This is a genomic window from Hyphomonas sp. (assembly GCF_041398385.1).
Taxonomy (GTDB): Bacteria; Pseudomonadota; Alphaproteobacteria; order Caulobacterales; family Hyphomonadaceae; genus Hyphomonas.
This window is the reverse complement of the sequence record NZ_JAWKUW010000008.1, coordinates 59413-76865: the sequence shown is the minus strand read 5'-3', so window position 1 is coordinate 76865 and position 17453 is coordinate 59413. Positions and strand designations below refer to the sequence as shown.

Below are 17453 nucleotides of genomic sequence, written 5' to 3'. Positions count from 1 at the left end.
CGCTATATCACGTGAAAAGGGATTTGGCCAAGCCCCCCTTGCCATGGAGTTCAGTTATGACTGCCACACCGTCCGATAAATTACGCCAGCGCTGGCTGGATGCCCTGCTGCCCGAAGTCGCTTTTGACGGCTGGACGGAGGCCGCTGCGGCCCGCGCAGCCAAGGCGGCCGGGCTTGATCAGGGTGAACAGGCGCTGGCCGCCCCGCGGGGCGTGCAGGACCTGATCGACGCCTTCTTCGATCGCGCCGGGCAGGTCGCGAAAGAATCGCTCGCGGCGCAGGATCTGGCCGCAATGGGCGTCACGGCCCGCGTGACGGCAGGGGTGCTGGCCTGGCTGGAAGCCCTCCAGCCTCACCGGGAAGCCGTGCGCCGCGCAACGACACGTGGCCTGCTGCCCTGGCATGCAGGCCCGGCCATGCAGCGGGCTTGGCAGGTGGCGGACATGGTTTGGGACGCCGCAGGCGACACGGCCAAAGACTACAACCGCTATTCCAAGCGTGGCCTGCTGGCCGCCGCCTTGCCGCCGATCGTGCTGTACTGGCTGGATGCCCCGTCCGACGAAGATCTCGACGCCTATGTCACCCGCCGGCTTGCGCAGGCTTCGGGCATCGGCCGGTCAGCAGGGAAGATCGTCGGCCCCTTGCTTGACGCCGTCAGCGCGGGCGTGCCCAATGGCAGGAGCCGCTAGAAGGAGTTTCTTTTTGAAGGGAAGCTGTCGGACGAAGGTTAAACAAGCGCCCCAGGGGGCTGGGGGGGCTGATGGGTCCGGGGTGCCTGCAGGACACCTCCGCCCGACAATGCTAAGATGGCGGGGCGCGTGGGCGCAAGCAAGACCGAATGGTGGCAGTTTCGCCGCAATTGGGGGTCTGGGAGCAGCAATTTCCATTAAATGTCGGTTAGACTGGTCCGCACAGGCAATTCCTGTCCGAATTCTCATGACAAGCGAGACACAATAGCCAGATTATGAGCGAATTTCCTTCCCGCCAGAGCCCGTCCGAGCCGCGAATCGCTTTTCACAAGACGGAGTTGCAGCCGATTCTCGACGTCTACGGGCGGCTGGTGATGGCGGGGGAGGCGCGGGACTATGCGATCGGCATGCACCGGGACCATGCGATCTTCGCGATCTTCCGCCGCCACGCCGAAAATCCGACCTGGCGGATCGAGAAACAGCCCCATCTCGCCAACATGCAGGGCCAGTATGTCGTCTACGGACAGGCCGGCCAGGTGCTGCGCCGCGGCCGCGAACTGGCGCAGGTCTTGCGGGTTTTCGACCGCAAGCGCTTCACCGTCGTCGACTGATCCACACCCTGCACGCGTTAACCTGTTGTTTACTAAAAACTTCTTGCGAACAAGAAGAGAACAAGATAGGAACATGTCTCCAGGAACGGAGCATGAACATGGATATCACAGTCAGCTTTCGGGGACGCACTGGCAAGGCATGGGACTTTCGCCGCGTTCCGACCGATTCTCCCTGGGCGCGCAGCGCCGGGGCGGTCATCTTCGCCGCGCCGGACTCCTATGGCTGGCGGATCATCCGCGTCATGGAGCTGACCGGCCGCCCGCATGACCTGCAGCCCATCTGGGCGCTTGCTGAAGCCGAACGTTACGGCGCGACGGCCGTGTTCCTCGCGCTCGAATTCGAGGCGGCGGACCGCAAGCGCATGGTGGCCGACATCGAGGAAGGGTTCACGCCCGTCTGCTTCGGCGCCCGCGTGGAACCGCTCGCAGCCTGATCTGCTAGGTGCGGATCTTCGCCGAATACCAGCGCTCGACATCCTGTTCGAGAATGGACAGCGGGCGCGGCCCGCCGGCGAGGATCACATCGTGGAACTCCACGAAATCGAAGTCAGGGCCGAGCACGCGCTCGGCCCGCTCCTTGAGATCGAGAATGCGCTTGCGCCCGATCCAGTAAGCGGCCGCCTGTCCCGGCCAGACCGTATAGCGGTTGACCTCCTGCGCCATCTGCGTTTCCGGTTGCCCGGTCACGGCGACCAGGTAGGCGAGCGCCTCCTGCCGGGTCCAGTGCAGCCGGTGGATGCCCGTATCGGCCACGAGGCGTGCTGCACGAAACAGCAGCGACTGGAGATAGCCGATGCGCGAGAGCGGGTCGTCCCGATACAGGCCGACCTCATCCGCCAGCGTCTCGGCATAGACGCCCCAGCCTTCGCCATAGGCCACATTCCAGATCATCTGCCGGATCAGCGGCAGGCGCGCCTGTTCCGCCGTCAGCGCACTTTCGAGGTGATGGCCCGGCACGGTTTCATGGAAGACCAGCGTCGCCAGCGTGAAACCCGGCCAGTCGGACATGTCCGACAGGTTGATCTCGAACAGGCCGGGCGCCGATCCGTCGGCCGTCGCAGCTGAATAGAAGGCGGCCGGCGCGGAAGATTCGAGGAAGTCCGGCACGGCGCGGATCGAGACCGGCGTGCGGATCGCCTGGCTGATCATCTGGGGCAGGGCGGCTTCGGCATCGGCCAGATGCGCGCGCATCCGGTCCAGCAGCGCTTCATGGCCTTCCGGCGTGTCCGGATAGACCTGTCCCGGCTCGGCGGCGAGCTGCTGCAGGCGTGCGGTGACGCTGCCCTCGGTCAGGCCGGCATCGAACAGGGCGACCTGGAGGTCAGCCGTCAGCCGGTCAACTTCGGCAAGGCCCAGGGCATGAAGCGAATCCGCCGAGATGCCTTCGTCCGTATACGCCTCAAGCGAGGCATCATAATAGGCGTCGCCATCGGGATGCTGCCACACGCCCGGCTCTGAAGGGGCTTTCTCTGCCAGGGCGGACAGGTCCGCGGCGAGGCGGCGATAGGCCGGGAAGATGGCATCCTCCACCAGCGCGGTCGCGCGGGCGAGCAGCGTCATCGCTTCGTCCGGGTCGAGGCCTTCAACGCCCGGCAGCTGGCTCTCCATCGTGGTCACGAGGATATGGTCCCCGGCCGGGCCTTCGCTCAGCCGCATCGCCAGCTCGGCCATCCGGGCGAGGATGAAATCGGGCGGCACCACGCCGGCGCTCGCATCGGCAGCCATGCGCCGGCGCTCGTCTTCGATGGCGTCGGGGAACTGGGTGAGCCGGTCGACATAGGCCCGCGCATCGGGCGCCTTGCGGAACGGGTGCGACCGGGTCAGCAGGTCGGGCACGTCGATATAGGCCCCCCGCATGTGATCCATCACATAGGGGTACGATATGCCGAGGCCGGTCTGGCCGTGGCCGGACACGAACAGGCTTTCGGCGGTCTCATAGGCGGCCATGACCGTATCAAGATGGCGGGCCTGCGGGCTGCCTTCTGCCGGACGGGGCGTTTCGGACAGGGCTTCGAGGATTTCGAGCCGGTTCACCCGCTTGCGCTCATAGGCCGCCTGCGAGCGGTCGGTCAGGTAGCGGTTGAAGGCAAATCCGACCTGGTCCTCGGTCAGGCCGAGGCGGGTTGCCAGCTCCGGGTCGCCGGCGAGTTCGGTCTTCGCGATCGAGGCGAGGGTCTGATCCACCTGCCGGGCGATGCGGCGGGGCGTGCCGGCATCGTCCAGCTGCGGCCCGCAGGCCGTCAGCGCAAGGCCCGCCGTACCCGATAACAGGAATGTGCGGCGGTGCATCATGAATGCCGTGTGACGCGTTGGAAACATGACTGAAACTTCACCCTCTCGTCACTGCAGTTCAAGCTGGTTCGGTGGTTGTGGCCAGACCTTATTTCCGGTAGGGAACCGGCCAAATCCTTAACCCGGAGTGACCCACGTGAACACGACTCCCGCAGCCGGAACCACACCTTTGAGTGGCAACGTCCTTTTCTACAAGCAGCCCCAGCCGCTCAACCCGGAACAGCATGCCGGTCTCGGCATCAAGCAGATCCCGCAGCCGTTCGGCTTCATGCGGGAAGCGCACGCCATTCCGGTCACGGTCACCGAGTTCGGCATGTGTGCCACGTCCTATCCGGTGATTTTCGTCGGCGAAGACCGTACCCCGGTCGCCGTGATGGGCGTGCGTCAGGGCCAGAACCTGTTTGTTGACGAAAGCGGCCGCGTGGACGACGACCACTACGTGCCGGCCTTTGCCCGCCGGTACCCCTTCGTGTTCGCCGCTGACGAGACGTCCGACCGTCTCCTGCTGTGCGTCGACCGCGCTGCGCCGATGGTCACCAATCAGCCGGAAGTCGCTTTCTTCGAAAACGGCCAGCCGACGCAATTCACCAATGACGCCATCGAGTTCTGCAAGGAATTCGAGCGCCAGCGCCAGGCGACCAGCGACTTCATGAAACTGATCCGCGATTACGACCTGTTCGAGCAGAAATCGGTCTCGTTCCAGCCGCGCGACATGCAGGGCCGTGAAACCGGCCCGCAGCAGAAGATTGCCGACTATTGGGCGATTTCCGAACAGCGCCTGAATGCCCTGCCGGATGATAAACTCCTCGAGCTGCGTAACAACGGCGCCATCGGGGCGATTTATGCGCACCTCGTTTCGCTGCTGAACTGGCAGCGGATCATCCAGCGTGCCGTTCGCACCGCCCCGGCACAGCCGGCGGCACCGGCTGCTCCGGCGAACGCGTAAGCGCCAGGCGAACCGGACGAAACAGAGGCGGCTCCGTCAGGAGCCGCCTTTTTTCTTGCCCGCGCACCGCCTGCGGCGTTCACGCTTCCGCGAGGCCCTTCATTTTTTCACACTTTCGCGGGCATAAGGGCGGCAGATCAATGATTTCCGGGTGTTCCTGATGAGACTTGCTGTGTGTCTGGCTGCGGCCTTCGGCCTTGTGCTTGCTGCCCTGCCGGCGCGTGCCGAACCTGTCGATGGCGGCCATGCGACCGTTGAGCTGGTTTCGGAGCGCGAGGCCGCCCTGCCGGGCGAGACGGTCTATGCCGCGCTGAAGATGGACCTCGACAAGGGCTGGCACGTCTATTGGCGCAATGCCGGTGATGCCGGGCTGCCGCCGCAGGTGCTGGTCCAGCCGGACAGCGATGTTCCCGCGGGCAATTTCGGCGACATCGTGTGGCCGCTGCCGCACATCCTTCCCGTCGTGGAAGGGGAGATCATGGACTATGGCTACGACGACCAGGTCGTCCTGCCGTTCCCGGTCACCATTCCTGAAGATGCCGTTGGCCCCGTCACCCTCGACGTCATTGCCGACTATCTGATCTGCGAAGACACCTGTGTGCCGGAAACGGCGCATGTCCGCCTGCGCCTCGACACCGACCGCGCAGAGCCCGACGTGCGCGATGGCGACCTGATCGCCCGCTGGATCGCGCGCAGCCATGTCGATTTCCCCGGCGAAGCGCGGATCGACCGCAGCAAGTCGCCCTGGACGCTCAGCCTGCGTCTGGATGGCGGCTTCGGCAAGGTCGATTCGGTCCGGTTCTTTCCGTACAGCCACGAGATTTCGCACCCGGCCAGCCAGCCGGTCGAGCGCGGCCGCCACGGCGCGACGCTGCTGCTGACGCCGTCGGGGCTCGGCGATGTATCGGGGCCGCTTGAAGGGGTCGTGGTCATCGAAACCGAGGGCGGCGGGCGCGCAGGCTATGCGATTTCCGCCAGCGAGGGGGCGGCATTGCCCGATACGTCCGGCCTCGGCCCCGTGCGCGAAGCTATGGGGGTGTCCCCCTTTCGCCTTGCCTTCCTCGCACTGATCGGGGGCCTGATCCTCAACCTGATGCCCTGCGTCCTGCCGGTACTGTCGATGAAAGCCTTTGGCATGGTGTCGGCGGTGTCCAGCGGTCATGCCGGTGAAGTGCGCCGCCATGGCCTGTGGTACACGGCAGGCGTGCTGGTCTCGTTCGCGGCGCTGGCCGCCATCGTGGTCGCCCTGCGCGCGGCGACCGGGCCGACCACGCTTGGCTTCCAGCTGCAGAACGCGCCGACTGTGGCGGTGCTGGCGCTGATCATGTTCGCCGTCGGCCTCTGGCTGATGGGCATGTTCGAGCTCGGCAGCTCCTTGCAGAATCTCGGCTCCGGCCTTGCCAACAGGGAAGGCGATGTCGGCGCTTTCTTCACCGGCATTCTCGCCGCCGTCGTCGGCGCGCCTTGCGTCGGGCCGTTCCTCGGCGCCGGGCTCGGCGCGGTGATGAACCAGCCGGCCGTCACCGTCTTCGCCTTTTTCCTCGCCATGGGTCTTGGCCTTGCCTTGCCGTTCCTGCTGCTCAGCTATGTGCCGGGCCTGCACCGCCTGCTGCCGCGGCCGGGCAAATGGATGGAGACGCTCAAGCAGTTCCTGGCTTTCCCGATGTTCCTCACGGCCGCCTGGCTGCTGAAGGTACTGGGCGACCTTGCGGGTTCGGGCGCGGTCGCCTGGACCGCTGCGGGCGCGGCCCTGCTCGCCTTCGCGGCCTGGGTCTGGAAGCGGGAAGGGGCCTTGCCGCGCAGTCTCGCGGGCCTTGCCATCCTTGCCGGCCTGTTCGTGCCGCTGGAGCGCGCCATGGCGCCTGCGCCGGCGCTCGGCTCATCGACGGCCTATGCCGCCAAGTATGAGGCCGAGCCCTGGAGCCGCGACCTCGTCGCCCAGCGCGTCGCCGAGGGCCGGCCGGTCTTCATCGACTTCACCGCCAGCTGGTGCGCCACATGCCAGGTCAACAAGGCGACGACGCTGAAGTCAGAGGCCGTGCATGAGTTCTTCACGGCCAATGACGTTGCCTTCATGGTCGCGGACTTCACGCGCAAGGATCCGGCCATCGCCGCCGAACTCGCCCGCCACCAGCGGGCCGGCGTGCCGATGTATCTCTGGTACCCGGCCGGCAGCAGCGAACCACACGTCCTGCCGGAAATCCTCACCCAAGGGCTTGTGACTGGACTTCCGGTCACGCCTTGAGTTTCATGGCCGGACACACCTGTTCACCCTGAGACGCAACGGAGACGAACCCATGTTCAGCCGCCGTAACCTTTCACTCGCCGCCGGTATGGCCGCCGCCGTCGCCCTGACGGCAGGGGCGCTGATCGCCTCCACGGCGACAGCGTCTGTGGGCGCCCAGCCGGGCGATCCGGCCCCCGGCTTCACCGCAATGAACTCCTATGGCGAACAGGTCTCGCTCGCCGATTTCGCGGGCAAGACGGTGGTGCTGGAATGGACCAATGACGGCTGCCCCTTCGTGCGCAAGCATTACACTCGGCCACCCGGCAACATGCAGGCCTTGCAGGCTGATGCGGCCGCAAACGATGTCGTCTGGCTGACCGTGATTTCGTCCGCCACGGGCAAGCAGGGCTACGCCGATGGCGACCGGGCGAACCAGCTGACAGAAGATCGCCATGCGGCGCCTGCTCATGTCATCCTCGACCCTTCCGGCACGCTCGGCCGCCTCTATGACGCCAAGACGACGCCGCACATGTTCATCGTCGCCCCCGATGGCGTGCTCGCCTATCAGGGCGCCATCGACAGCGAGGCGTCGGCCAGTTCCGGCGATATCGAAGGCGCGACGAATTATGTCAGCGCGGCGCTTGCCAGCCTCGCCGCAGGCGAATCCGTCGATCCGGCGAGCACCAAGCCCTATGGCTGTTCCGTGAAATATTAGTCCCTGCCGGAATGGATGCTTGATCCGGGGGCCGGGCGGCCCTAAAGCCGCTCGCCATGCTTGAGATCATTGCGGAAAATCCAGCCCTGCACGCCGAAGCGATCGAAGACCTGTTCGATCGCACCTTCGGTCCCGGCCACTTTGCCAAGACGGCCGAGCGGCTGCGCGAATTTTCCCATTCCCTGCCGGAGATCACCCGCGTGGCGGTGAAAGACGGAGAGGTGGTCGGCGTCTGTCGCGTCTGGCCGCTGGTCGTCGGCCCCTCGCGCGAGCGGGCGCTGTTTTATGGTCCGGTGGCCGTGACGCCGGACCATCGCGGCTCGCGCCTTGGCCTCACCGTGACCGGCGAGGCTCTGGAGGCAGGTGAAAAGGCCGGCTGGCCGGCGGCCATCCTGATCGGCGCGCCGAAATACTTTGGCGAGATCGGCTTTACCGTGACCCCGAAGAACCAGCTCCTGTTCCCCGGCCCGCAGGACCAGGCGCGCGTCATGGTGCGCAACCTTGCCGGCGATGCGAACCAGCTGAGCGGCCTCATCACCGCGCCTTAGGTCACCGCGAACCAGACACACGCGCCCGCCGTTACGAGCATCACCAGGAGGGTGATCAGCGTGCCGACACCCCTGCCGAAACTGGTTCCCGCCGACGCGCCGAGCCCGGTCGCGTGCAGGATGCGCCCAAGCAGGAAACTGCCGCCGAGGCCATGGATCAACAGGGCAGGCGCGGACAGGGCGCCGAGGCCGAGCAGTCCCAGCAGGACCACCGGAACATCCTCCACCGCATTTCCCTGTACCCGGATCGCCAATTGCATGGGCTCATTGTTCCCATCGCCGAACTCGATCTTCTCAGAGACCCTCACCCTTCCGACATTGAGCTTCAGCAAAAGCATCAGCAGCCCGAAAAGGCCCGCATACAGGACGGCGGCGTGCATGGATGTCATAAGTCAGTCTCCCCGATTTTCGGGTGACCTTATCGGCTTCCGGAGAAACGTCAGCAAGTTTTCTTTCAGGCGGGAAAGCATCGCGCCACATCTGCCATCCAGGCCTGCACCACTTCCTTCTGCTCGATCGGCGATTTGCCGTGGCGCACGAGGATGAGGTCTTTTTCCGGCACCAGAACCGTGTACTGACCTTCATAGCCATTGCAGGAGAAGCTGCCCGGCCCCGCCATGCCGAGCCACCAGTGCGCGCCATAGCCGAGCGCCTCGGTCTCCGGCACGGCCGGCGTCGGCGTGCGGGAATAATCGACCCAGCCTTCCGGCAGGATGCGTTGCCCGTCCCAGATGCCGTCGCGCAGGTAGAGCAGGCCAAAGCGGGCAAAGTCCCGCGCGGTACAATAGCAGAAGGACGAGCCGATAAAGGTGCCCGCCGCATCGAATTTCGGCAGGGGAGAGGTCATGCCGAGGGGATCGAAGAGTTCCCGGAACATGAAGTCCCTGAAATCGTCGCCGCTGACGCCGAGCGCACGGGCCGCGCAGCGGGAGACGATGTTCGATGTGCCGCTGGAATAGTTCCACACCGTATCCGGTTCATGCGCCAGCGGCAGGCTGGCCGCGAAGTGGGCGACATCCGTGCTGCCGCTGCCGAACAGCATCTCGATCACGTCCGACACGCCAGCATCGACATAGTCCTCGGCGAATTTCATCCCGCTCGACATGCGGAGAAGCTGGTCCAGCGTGATCGCCCCGCGCGGGTCTCCCGGCGCCGACCATTCCGGCACGTCGGCCGGGGCGTGGATGTCGATCTTCCCGTCCCGCACGAGAATGCCGACCAGCGCCTGCGTGATGCTCTTCGCCTCGGACCAGGACGGGAAGGTGCTCTCGTGTGTGAAGTCCCGCCAGTAGCGCTCGGCGACGATCTTGCCGCCCTGCACCGCGAGGAAGGCGTGCGTCTCGCCCATGTCGGCCGGCGCGGGGTCGCTGAAGGCATACGAAAGCAGGTCTTCGAGGCGTTTGACATCAACGCTATCGACCCCGGGAACAACCTCCCAGGCACCTGTCGGCCACCTCTGTCCGGCCGGTTGCGGGGGCAGGGGCGGCAGCGGATGGTCGAAGGGCATGGCGTCTCTCCCGGGGATAGTCTGTCGGACCATCCCACACCCAAACGGCGCGGAAGGCCAGACCCGGCCCCTGCGGGGATGGCCAATTGGCCGCCGGCCGGGTTAGGTTTGCCCGTTCAGATCGGGGGCTCATCCAGTCCATCGGAAGGAGCAGGCATGCTGATACAGGAAATCGTGAACGCCATCATCCAGATTGCGGTTGTCCTGATCCTGGGGCTGGTCGTTTGGGCCATCTTCGGCCGGAAGCAGGCGGGCTTCCTGAAATATCTGGGCCTCTATGCCCCGACGGGCCGGTCCATGGCGATTGCCCTGGGCCTGTGCGTGATCTGCACATTGTTGTCAGGGGTCTTCTACATCCTGCCCGAGCTGCGCGCTGCAGGCGCGGCAGACAATACGGTTGCCGGCGCGGTCCGGCAGAATGGATGGAGCGCGGAAACACTTGCGGTGATCCTGGTCGTTGCGGGCTTCAAGACATCGCTGTCCGAAGAAATCTTCTTCCGCGGCCTCATCGCCAAGCGGCTGATCAGCTGGCTGGGATTCGGCGTCGGCAATACGATTCATGCATTGCTGTTCGGGTCCGTCCACCTGCTCATTTTCGCGGTTCCGGGCGGCCCGGCTTTCACCCCGCTTCTGGGAGCGGCCTTCCTGTTGCTGCCAGGTGCGGCCGGGTGGCTGATGGCCTATGCGAACGAGCGGACCGGCAACGGGTCGATTGCGCCGGGCTGGCTGATCCACGCGCTCGGCAATGCGATTGCCTATCCGATCCTGGCGTTCGTCGTCTGACGCGTCAGCGCCCTTCGCGGCGCCGGACGGGCAGCAGGAACAGCGCCAGAATGCCGGCCTATTCGGCGCCGAGCGCGCGCATATCGGAGATCATCAGGTTCGCACCTGCCGTCGCCGAGGTCGTGCCTCCGCGTGCCTCAACCAGGGTCTTGTACTTCGTCAGCCAGCCAACAGCGTCAGCGGCGGCGCCGCTGGCCGTCTCAGGATCGCCGAGTTCGTCATACCAGCCCGCCGCCTGCACCGACATCCGGCCAAGTTCATACGTCACGGTTTCGGCCGAGTCAGGACAGACCTTGGCGAGCCACTCCATCCGTCCGATGGCGCCCATCGAATTGGGGGCGGCGCCGTTGTCGAGATAATAGGGGGCGATTGCGCGGTAGGCCGCTTCATAGCCGGCCACTTCCGCTTCCACCCAGCCCGGCGTGCTGTACGGGCACGGGGCATCGGCCGTCTGGCCCCGCGAGGAGACGAAAGGATGGAACTGGCCGCGGGCTTCGAGGTCCACGACGTGCCTGACGATCAGGTCTGTCAGCAATTGCCTGCCGCTCGCCACGGTATCTACGACGGCCTCGCTGCCGTCTTCGTATGTCAGGCCGGACCTGAATACCGGGCCGCCGGAGTCTGCCGTGCCCAGCTTGTCGTAGCCGAACAGGGCCTTCGTCGCATCGGTGAGGGACTGCAACCGGCTTGCAGGATCCTGGATACGCGCGGCAACTTGCGTGAAGGTGTGGGCGGCGAAGAACTGGACGAAGGGGTCTTGCGGGCACAGCTGGCTCAATTGCGCCGCGTGGGAATAGGCGACGTTGAGCTGGGCCGGATCGGAGGTCTGGCCTGCGGCGGCGGCCACCTGGTAAAGCATCGTCGCCGCATCGGCCGGGCAGGCGGCGTCCTCGGCGCTGGCGACCATGCCGGCGGCAAATGCTGCAGCCGCCAGGGCAAGGTGTCTGATCAGTTTCATCTCGCGTCCCCTTGGAGAGTTGGTGGTGGAGCTACCGGCCTTCGCGGCGCCAGGACAGCAGCAGCAGGACAATCAGGAGCGCCGCAGCCGCGATGCCGGGCAGAAGGGGCTGGCTGGACGAGGAGCGCACCGCATAGGCGCCGCGCTCGCGCAGGCCCAGCCAGTTTCCGCTCGCGGACGATCCACGTGCGCCGCTGCGCCGGATTTCCGGTAGGTCCGTACCGCTGGCGTTGAGGCGGAAGACGCCACCGCCGGTCGCGCGGGCAAGTGGCTGCATCATTTCCGTCGTGGACTGAAGGTCCGCGTATTCCTTGGGGTTTGCCGGGCCGTTGAGGGCGACGGCTTCAAGGCCGCCGGCCTGCGCGCGGTAAAGGCCGAGCTGGTCGATCGGCACTTCCGCGCGGAACGTGCCGGGCTCCACTTCGCGCCAGTCGGGTTCCAGCTGGCTGCCTTCCGGCGTTTCGATCTGCAGGGGCGGGGCCGTGTCGAGCAGGGTGCGCAGTTCTGCGCGCGCCGTGTCACCTTCGGCCGACAAGGTGAGGCGGCGTTCTTCCAGCTCCGGTTCCTTCATCAGCCAGTGCACAACGCGGCGGATGAGTTCGGCGAACGGCCCGCCGCCTTCATGGCCCCGCGCCCACAGCCAGATCTGGTCGGACATCAGCATGCCCACGCGGCCCTTGTCGACACGGTCGAGGATCAGGAGCGGCTTGTCTTGCGGCCCGCTCATCACGACGTCGCCGGCCTGGGCGTTCGCCTCGATATAGCGCATCCAGCCGCCCCATTTGCGGCCTTCCAGCGGCTGCGTCACGGCATGGCGCTTGCCGACATCCGTCAGCGCCGGGATGAATTCGCCGGTGCGGATCGTGCCCGTCGGAACGGCCGGCAGCACGGCGGCGAGCGGCGAGCGGGCAAGGCTGCCCGGCCCGGAAAAATCCTCTCCCGCCGCAATCAGCAGCGCCCCGCCTTCGGAGACATAGCGCGCCATATTGGCGAGATAGGACTGGGTGATGACGCCGCGCCGCTCATACTGGTCGAAGATGATGAGGTCGAATTCCTTCAGCTTCTCCTCGAACAATTCCTCGGTCGGGAAGGCAATCAGGGCCAGCTCGTCATTCGTGGCGTTGTCGGTCTTGTAGGGCGGCCGCAGGATGGTGAAGTGGACGAGGTCCACGGACGGATCGGATTTCAGGAGGTCGCGCCACGTGCGGCCTGCCTGGTTCGGCTTGCCGGTAACCAGCAGCACGCGCAGCCTGTCGCGCACGCCGGCAAGGCTGGCGGCGGTGCGGTTGTTCGCCATGGTCAGTTCCTGACGGCCGGGCGGTGCCTCCACAACAATGACATTCTCGCCGCGCCGCTCGATCTTGATCGGAAGGGTCGTCTCCTCGCCGGCCTTCACGCGAACGCGCTCCGAAATGCCGCCATTTACGGAAACGCTGAGATCGACTTCGCCGCCATCCGGATCGTCGACCCGCACGATCAGGTTTGCCGTTTCGCCGACAATGCCGAAGCTCGGTGCCTCAACGAGTTCCACCCGACGGTCGCCGCGATTGGGGTCTCCGACGATGAGGCCATGCACCGGGCCGATCACACCTTCCTGCGTCGGGTCTTCCGGCAGGTCATGTACCTGACCGTCCGTAATCAGAATGGCGCCGGCGATGCGGTCGCGCGGCACGTCCGCCATCAGGCCTTCCAGCGCGCCATAAAGGTGGGTGCCGTCATCGTTCGGGTCGCTTTCCAGCACCCGCACTTCGAGGCTCGGGTCTTTAGCGAGTTCTGCCTGTACCGCGGCATAGGCCGCGGCGGCGGCTTTTTCCCGGTCACCGAACTCCATGCTCTCGGAACGGTCGAGCACCACCGCCGCCACGGACGGCAGCGGCTCGCGTTCTTCATGCACCAGGCTTGGGTTCGACAGGGCCGCCGACAGGAGGCCAAGGCCGAGGGCGCGTGTCAGCCAGGCCCGCCCGCGCCGGAGGATGTAGAACAACCAGGCAAGCGCCGTCAGGCCGGCGAGGCCCCACAGCAGGGGCCAGCCAAGGAAGGGATCGAACCCGATGCGCACCGCTTCGATCATTGCGGGCCTCCGTCGGGAATATTGTTCGGCAGGCGGATTTCCCGGTCGTCTTCCTCGTCGCGGTCGCCAAGGCGTTCCAGCAGCGCCGGCAGGTGCACCTGGTCGTCCTTGTAGCTGCCGGTCAGGATATACATGACGAGATTGACGCCGAAGCGCCGCGCCATTTCGCGCTGCTGCGCCCCGCCATCGACGGAATAGAGATCGCGCCCGTTCTCATCGATCGCCCAGGCGGAAACCCAGTCGGCATCTCCAATGAAGAGGCCCGAAACACCATCGCCGCGCGGCTGTGACGGCGAGCCGGATTTCTCGATCCAGAGGCGCCGGTCGGGATAGCGGCCGGGGAAATCCGTCAGCAGGTAAAAGCTCCTTGTCAGGACATGATTGTCCGGAACCGGCTGCAGCGGCGGCGCATCGAGTCCTTCCAGCAGGCTTTCGAGCCGGGCGATCCGGAAATCCGTACCGGCATCGCCGCCGTCGCGCGTGTCGATCACCAGCGCGCCGCCGGAGCGCAGATAGGCGTTGAGGCGGGCGACCGATTGCGGCGGCAGCGGTGCGGCATTTTCCGGCACGGCGAAATAGATCAGGGGATAGAGTTCGAGCGGACTCGACTCAAGATCCAGCCCATCCGGCGGCGCGGGCTCCACGGAGGTTCGCAGGGTCAGGATCTGCGACAGGCCCAGCAAGCCCGCGCGCGTGCGCTCATTCAGGGCATTGTCCGTCGTCTTCACATAGCCGAACCGCATGGTCAGCGCCGGGCCGAGCGCCGGATCATTTGCGCTGCCGGGCAAAGGCACGACCGTCGGGCCCGCGGTCACGCGGCGATAGGTGCCGTCCGGCATCAGTTCATACTGATAGGCCTGCGCTGAAGCGTCCGGGTACGGAGCAAAGGCGAGCGCGCCGAGGAACAGTGCCGCAGCTGCGCCGGTCCGGCGTCCGAAACGCGGCAAGCGCCCGGCGACCAGCAGCGCGATGAAGAGGTCGAGCGCGACCAGCAGCGCGGCGCCCGCCAGCAGCGGTCCGGCAAGGCGCATGGAGCGCGCCTCCGCATCGCCCAGCAGGTGGGCGCTGGCAGGCCAGGCCGAAATCATCCGAGGGTCGGCGCCTCGCGCGGCATTGAGGGCGCGCGTGCCGGCCGGGCCCTGATAAAGTCCCGGCGGATGCGCTTCAGACGGCTGGACGGTGGCGAAGTCAGCGGCCTTCAGCGGCGCGGCGGCCTGGCCGGGCGCAGAGAGGCGGCCATAGCCGTCGAGGGTCAGCTTCGGCGTGTAGGCGCCGTCGCCTTCGTCGGTCGACTCGCCGCGGCCAGCCGCGATGGACCGGCGCAGCATCTGCGAGAAGACATTGGAATAGGCAAGGTTCGCCCAGTCCGGCCCCGCCGTGATGTGGAAGAGGATGATCGTGCCGGTGCCGCGGGTGTCCGCGGTGACGAGGGGCGACCCGTCGGCAAGGCGCGCCCAGGTATGTGTCGCAAGGTCCGGACCCGGACGGGCAAGCACTTGCTGCGTCACGCGCACATCCGCCGGTACGGTGAGGCCGGAAAAGGGCGACGTCTCCGGGAAGGGCGCCAGCGCCTGCGGCTCGTCCCAGGCGAGCGCCCCGCCAAGGGCGCGCGAAGACCGGCGCAGCGGCACGGGCAGCAAATCGTCGCCCTGCGCGGCAAGGCGCGGGCCCGCAAAGCGGATCAGCGCGCCGCCTTCCTCGACCCATTTGGCCAACCGCTCGGCATCTTCCGGCAGAATCTGGCCGACATCGGTGAGGATGATTGCATCCGGCGACTCGGCCACCAGGGTTTCGATGTCGCCCTCGGTGATCGAGGCGAAGGGCTCGAGCGCCTTGCGCACATAATGCATGTCTGAGAGCAGCGGCTGGGCATCCGCGCCGGCGCCGACAAGGCCGACGCGGCGCGACCGGTCGGCCGAATCCCAGAGCCACACCGTGCCCGCGCCCTGACGGCCGGTAACAGCAAAGCGGGCAATGCGGGCAAGGGCGGCGGCCGGAATGGTGAAATCGGCCTGCGCCTCGGTTGCTCCGCCATCGAATGAAACCTCCGCCGTCGCCAGCGCGGAGCCATCCAGCGTCATGGCGGATACAAAGGCGCGTTCCGTGCCATCGGGATCGGCCCGGCGCAGCGTGACGGAAACGGAATCGGTTTCTGACGTGATTGCCGTAATCGCGGCGGGCCCGCGCGGCGGCGCGGCGAAGACGGTCATTGGCGCAATCGCGGCAAGGTCTTCCGCAAAGGCGCGGCCGGAGCCGGAGTCGAGCCCGTCGCTCGCCCAGAAGATGCGCGAAGGCCGGAGGCCGGAAGCCCTGAGGCGTTCAAGGGCGTCCTTCCGGTCGGTGTTCCAGGCGAGCGGACGCAGCGAGGAAATCCGCTTGGCGGCGTCCGTGCGGCTCATCCGCTCGGCGGGATTGGCGTTCAATTGCTGCGGCGCGGTCAGCAACAGATGCACCGGCGCGTCGCGCTCGGCCCCGTCCAGCGTCGCTGTCGCGGCATTCATCAACTCGCCCCAGCGCGGCGCCGATGGCCAGCCATTGTCCATCACGATCAGGACCGGGCCGCTGGCACCGGCATCTTCCGTCTTCGCGCCCGGCGCATAGACCGGCTGGGCGAGGCCCAGAATGGCCGCGATCACTGCCAGCGTGCGGATCAGCCAGACCCACCAGGGCGTGCGCGCCGGGGTTTCCTCGCGCGGCTCTGCGCCTTCGAGGATGCGCAGGGAGGGCAGGTCGATGTCCTTCGGTGCGGGCGGCGTCGCGCGCAGGATCCACCAGATCACCGGCAGCGCCAGCAATGCGGCAAGGGCCCACGGGGCGCCCAGCAGGAAGGGCCCGAGCTGCGTCATGCCTTGGCCCCGAAGCTTTCGATCTGTGCCTTCAGCTGCGCCGCGCTGCGGATCGGCGGCGTGCCGGTCGTATGTGAGACAAACCGCCAGCCCATGCGATTGGTCAGCTCACGGAGCGCCTCGCGCTCGGCGGTATAGCGCTTCTGGTATTCCTCGCGCATGGTTTCGGCGCGGCCGAAGATGCGGGACATGTCGGTCCCCGGCCGGTGCAGCTTCACCCGGCCCTGGAAGGCGAAGTCGAGTTCGGTCGGCGAGGCGACAGCGAGGATGATGCCTTCGGCGCATTTCGCCGCCAGCGGCGCAAGGCGCGCCTGCCATTCGGGGATCGGGTCGTAGAAGTCGGAGGCAACGACCAGTGTCGCCGGCTTGCGCGGCGGGGAGGGGAATTTGCGCCCCGTACCGCGCGCGAAATCTTCTGCCAGCCGGTCCACCGCGCGCTTGCCGAAACTGGGCGCACGGCCCGCGCCAAGCGCGCCGATGCGCTCGCCATCTTTCGAGAGGAGGATCGACAGGGCCAGCATGAGCAGCGTCGCTTCCTCCGCCTTGGTGCGCAGCTCGCCGTCACCCTTCCAGCGGAAGCCCGGATGATCGTCGCACCAGAAGAGGACCGTGCGGGCGGTTTCAAGTTCTGTCTCGCGGACGAAGAGGTCGTGGCCCTTGGCTGAGCGGCGCCAGTCCACCCTGTCGGCCGCGTCTTCCTGCGCATAGCGGCGGTACTGCCAGAAATGCTCGCCCGTGCCCGCGCGCCGCCGCCCGGCCGAGCCGATATGCGCCGCTTCTGAGGCCTCGGCCTTGAAGTTCAAATTCGGCAACTGGCGGGCGAGCGCTTCGGCTTCTGCGCGGAGATCGGCGGCGGGAGTCATGACCTTGCCTCTGCGACGCATGCGCGAATGTCGGTCAGCGTTTTGGAGAGAAATTCCTTCGTGCCGGATTGTGGGGCGCCACCTGCGAAGAAACCTCCGGGTTCCAGGTCGGTGCGGGGATCATCCGGGTTCTGCCGGTTCCAGGCCGCAATCAGCTCGTGGCGGCTTGCTTCCAACTCATCGCGGATTTTGCTTTCTTCTTCCTCCGGCAGCGTGCCAGCCACTTGATCCAGAAGGAACTGGCCGAGCTTGATGCTCAGAGCACAGCCCTGAATAGACACATTCGAACCGGCTGTGGATGATGACGCCTGTTCCGCAGGGCTGCAAGCAGACAGGGTGCCGGCTATGAGGATCGCCATCAGCCGTGTCCGGTTCAGGCCTTGCCGGACGCCGTCTG

At 66.4% G+C, this 17453-nt stretch carries 16 protein-coding genes; 8 read left to right on the top strand and 8 right to left on the bottom strand.

What is annotated here, in order from left to right; genetic code table 11:
* The first annotated feature begins 56 nt into the window (after positions 1 to 56).
* The 3 genes from R3C13_RS13675 to R3C13_RS13665 all read left to right on the top strand — a co-directional run bounded on the left by R3C13_RS13675 (position 57) and on the right by R3C13_RS13665 (position 1734).
* On the top strand, positions 57 to 689 hold the full coding sequence (locus R3C13_RS13675; protein ID WP_371311389.1) for a COQ9 family protein: 633 nt from the start codon (positions 57 to 59) through the stop codon (positions 687 to 689).
* 275 nt (positions 690 to 964) lie between these two features.
* Positions 965 to 1300, top strand: coding sequence for a DUF2794 domain-containing protein (locus R3C13_RS13670; protein WP_371311388.1), 336 nt, complete (start codon positions 965 to 967; stop codon positions 1298 to 1300).
* A 98-nt stretch (positions 1301 to 1398) separates the two neighbouring features.
* Positions 1399 to 1734 carry a hypothetical protein gene (locus R3C13_RS13665; RefSeq protein WP_371311387.1) on the top strand — a complete coding sequence of 112 codons (336 nt, stop codon included), beginning with the start codon at positions 1399 to 1401 and terminating at the stop codon, positions 1732 to 1734.
* A 4-nt stretch (positions 1735 to 1738) separates the two neighbouring features.
* On the opposite strand, the gene R3C13_RS13660 is transcribed toward R3C13_RS13665, so the two are convergent.
* Positions 1739 to 3619 carry a DUF885 family protein gene (locus R3C13_RS13660; protein WP_371311386.1) on the bottom strand — a complete coding sequence of 627 codons (1881 nt, stop codon included), beginning with the start codon at positions 3617 to 3619 and terminating at the stop codon, positions 1739 to 1741.
* 109 nt (positions 3620 to 3728) lie between these two features.
* On the opposite strand from R3C13_RS13660, the gene R3C13_RS13655 reads away from it, so the two are divergent.
* The 4 genes from R3C13_RS13655 to R3C13_RS13640 all read left to right on the top strand — a co-directional run bounded on the left by R3C13_RS13655 (position 3729) and on the right by R3C13_RS13640 (position 8028).
* A complete protein-coding gene (locus R3C13_RS13655; protein ID WP_371311385.1) occupies positions 3729 to 4538 on the top strand; it encodes a SapC family protein in 810 nt (269 codons plus the stop codon).
* 160 nt (positions 4539 to 4698) lie between these two features.
* Entirely contained in the window at positions 4699 to 6783 is a 2085-nt protein-coding gene (locus R3C13_RS13650) for a protein-disulfide reductase DsbD family protein (RefSeq protein ID WP_371311384.1), read from the top strand.
* A gap of 52 nt (positions 6784 to 6835) precedes the next feature.
* On the top strand, positions 6836 to 7480 hold the full coding sequence (locus R3C13_RS13645) for a redoxin domain-containing protein (RefSeq protein ID WP_371311383.1): 645 nt from the start codon (positions 6836 to 6838) through the stop codon (positions 7478 to 7480).
* Between the two features lie 56 nt (positions 7481 to 7536).
* Positions 7537 to 8028, top strand: coding sequence for a GNAT family N-acetyltransferase (locus tag R3C13_RS13640; protein ID WP_371311382.1), 492 nt, complete (start codon positions 7537 to 7539; stop codon positions 8026 to 8028).
* On the opposite strand, the gene R3C13_RS13635 is transcribed toward R3C13_RS13640, so the two are convergent.
* Complete coding sequence (locus R3C13_RS13635; protein ID WP_371311381.1) at positions 8025 to 8417, bottom strand: MAPEG family protein; 393 nt, start codon at positions 8415 to 8417, stop codon at positions 8025 to 8027. The genes R3C13_RS13640 and R3C13_RS13635 overlap by 4 nt on opposite strands.
* A 65-nt stretch (positions 8418 to 8482) precedes the next feature.
* Positions 8483 to 9535, bottom strand: a complete 1053-nt coding sequence (locus R3C13_RS13630; RefSeq protein WP_371311380.1) for a serine hydrolase domain-containing protein — start codon at positions 9533 to 9535, stop codon at positions 8483 to 8485.
* Positions 9536 to 9691: 156 nt separating this feature from the next.
* Here R3C13_RS13630 and R3C13_RS13625 point away from each other — a divergent pair, with 156 nt between their 5' ends.
* Positions 9692 to 10318: a CPBP family intramembrane glutamic endopeptidase gene (locus R3C13_RS13625; RefSeq protein ID WP_371311379.1), complete on the top strand. Its 627-nt coding sequence runs from the start codon at positions 9692 to 9694 to the stop codon at positions 10316 to 10318.
* A gap of 58 nt (positions 10319 to 10376) precedes the next feature.
* Here the strand turns inward: R3C13_RS13625 and R3C13_RS13620 are convergent, their stop codons facing one another.
* Genes R3C13_RS13620 through R3C13_RS13600 form a run of 5 tightly spaced genes read right to left on the bottom strand, consistent with a single transcriptional unit; the run spans position 10377 to position 17415 of the window.
* Positions 10377 to 11276 carry a hypothetical protein gene (locus R3C13_RS13620; RefSeq protein ID WP_371311378.1) on the bottom strand — a complete coding sequence of 300 codons (900 nt, stop codon included), beginning with the start codon at positions 11274 to 11276 and terminating at the stop codon, positions 10377 to 10379.
* A gap of 31 nt (positions 11277 to 11307) precedes the next feature.
* Entirely contained in the window at positions 11308 to 13347 is a 2040-nt protein-coding gene (locus R3C13_RS13615) for a hypothetical protein (protein ID WP_371311377.1), read from the bottom strand.
* Positions 13344 to 16193 (bottom strand): DUF4159 domain-containing protein, encoded by a 2850-nt coding sequence (locus R3C13_RS13610; RefSeq protein ID WP_371311376.1) that lies wholly within the window; start codon positions 16191 to 16193, stop codon positions 13344 to 13346. Before R3C13_RS13610 ends, R3C13_RS13615 begins: the two co-directional genes overlap by 4 nt.
* Positions 16190 to 17056: a DUF58 domain-containing protein gene (locus R3C13_RS13605; RefSeq protein ID WP_371311375.1), complete on the bottom strand. Its 867-nt coding sequence runs from the start codon at positions 17054 to 17056 to the stop codon at positions 16190 to 16192. The genes R3C13_RS13610 and R3C13_RS13605 overlap by 4 nt, the downstream gene beginning before the upstream one ends.
* Positions 17053 to 17415: a hypothetical protein gene (locus R3C13_RS13600; protein ID WP_371311374.1), complete on the bottom strand. Its 363-nt coding sequence runs from the start codon at positions 17413 to 17415 to the stop codon at positions 17053 to 17055. The genes R3C13_RS13605 and R3C13_RS13600 overlap by 4 nt, the downstream gene beginning before the upstream one ends.
* Positions 17416 to 17453: the final 38 nt, after the last annotated feature.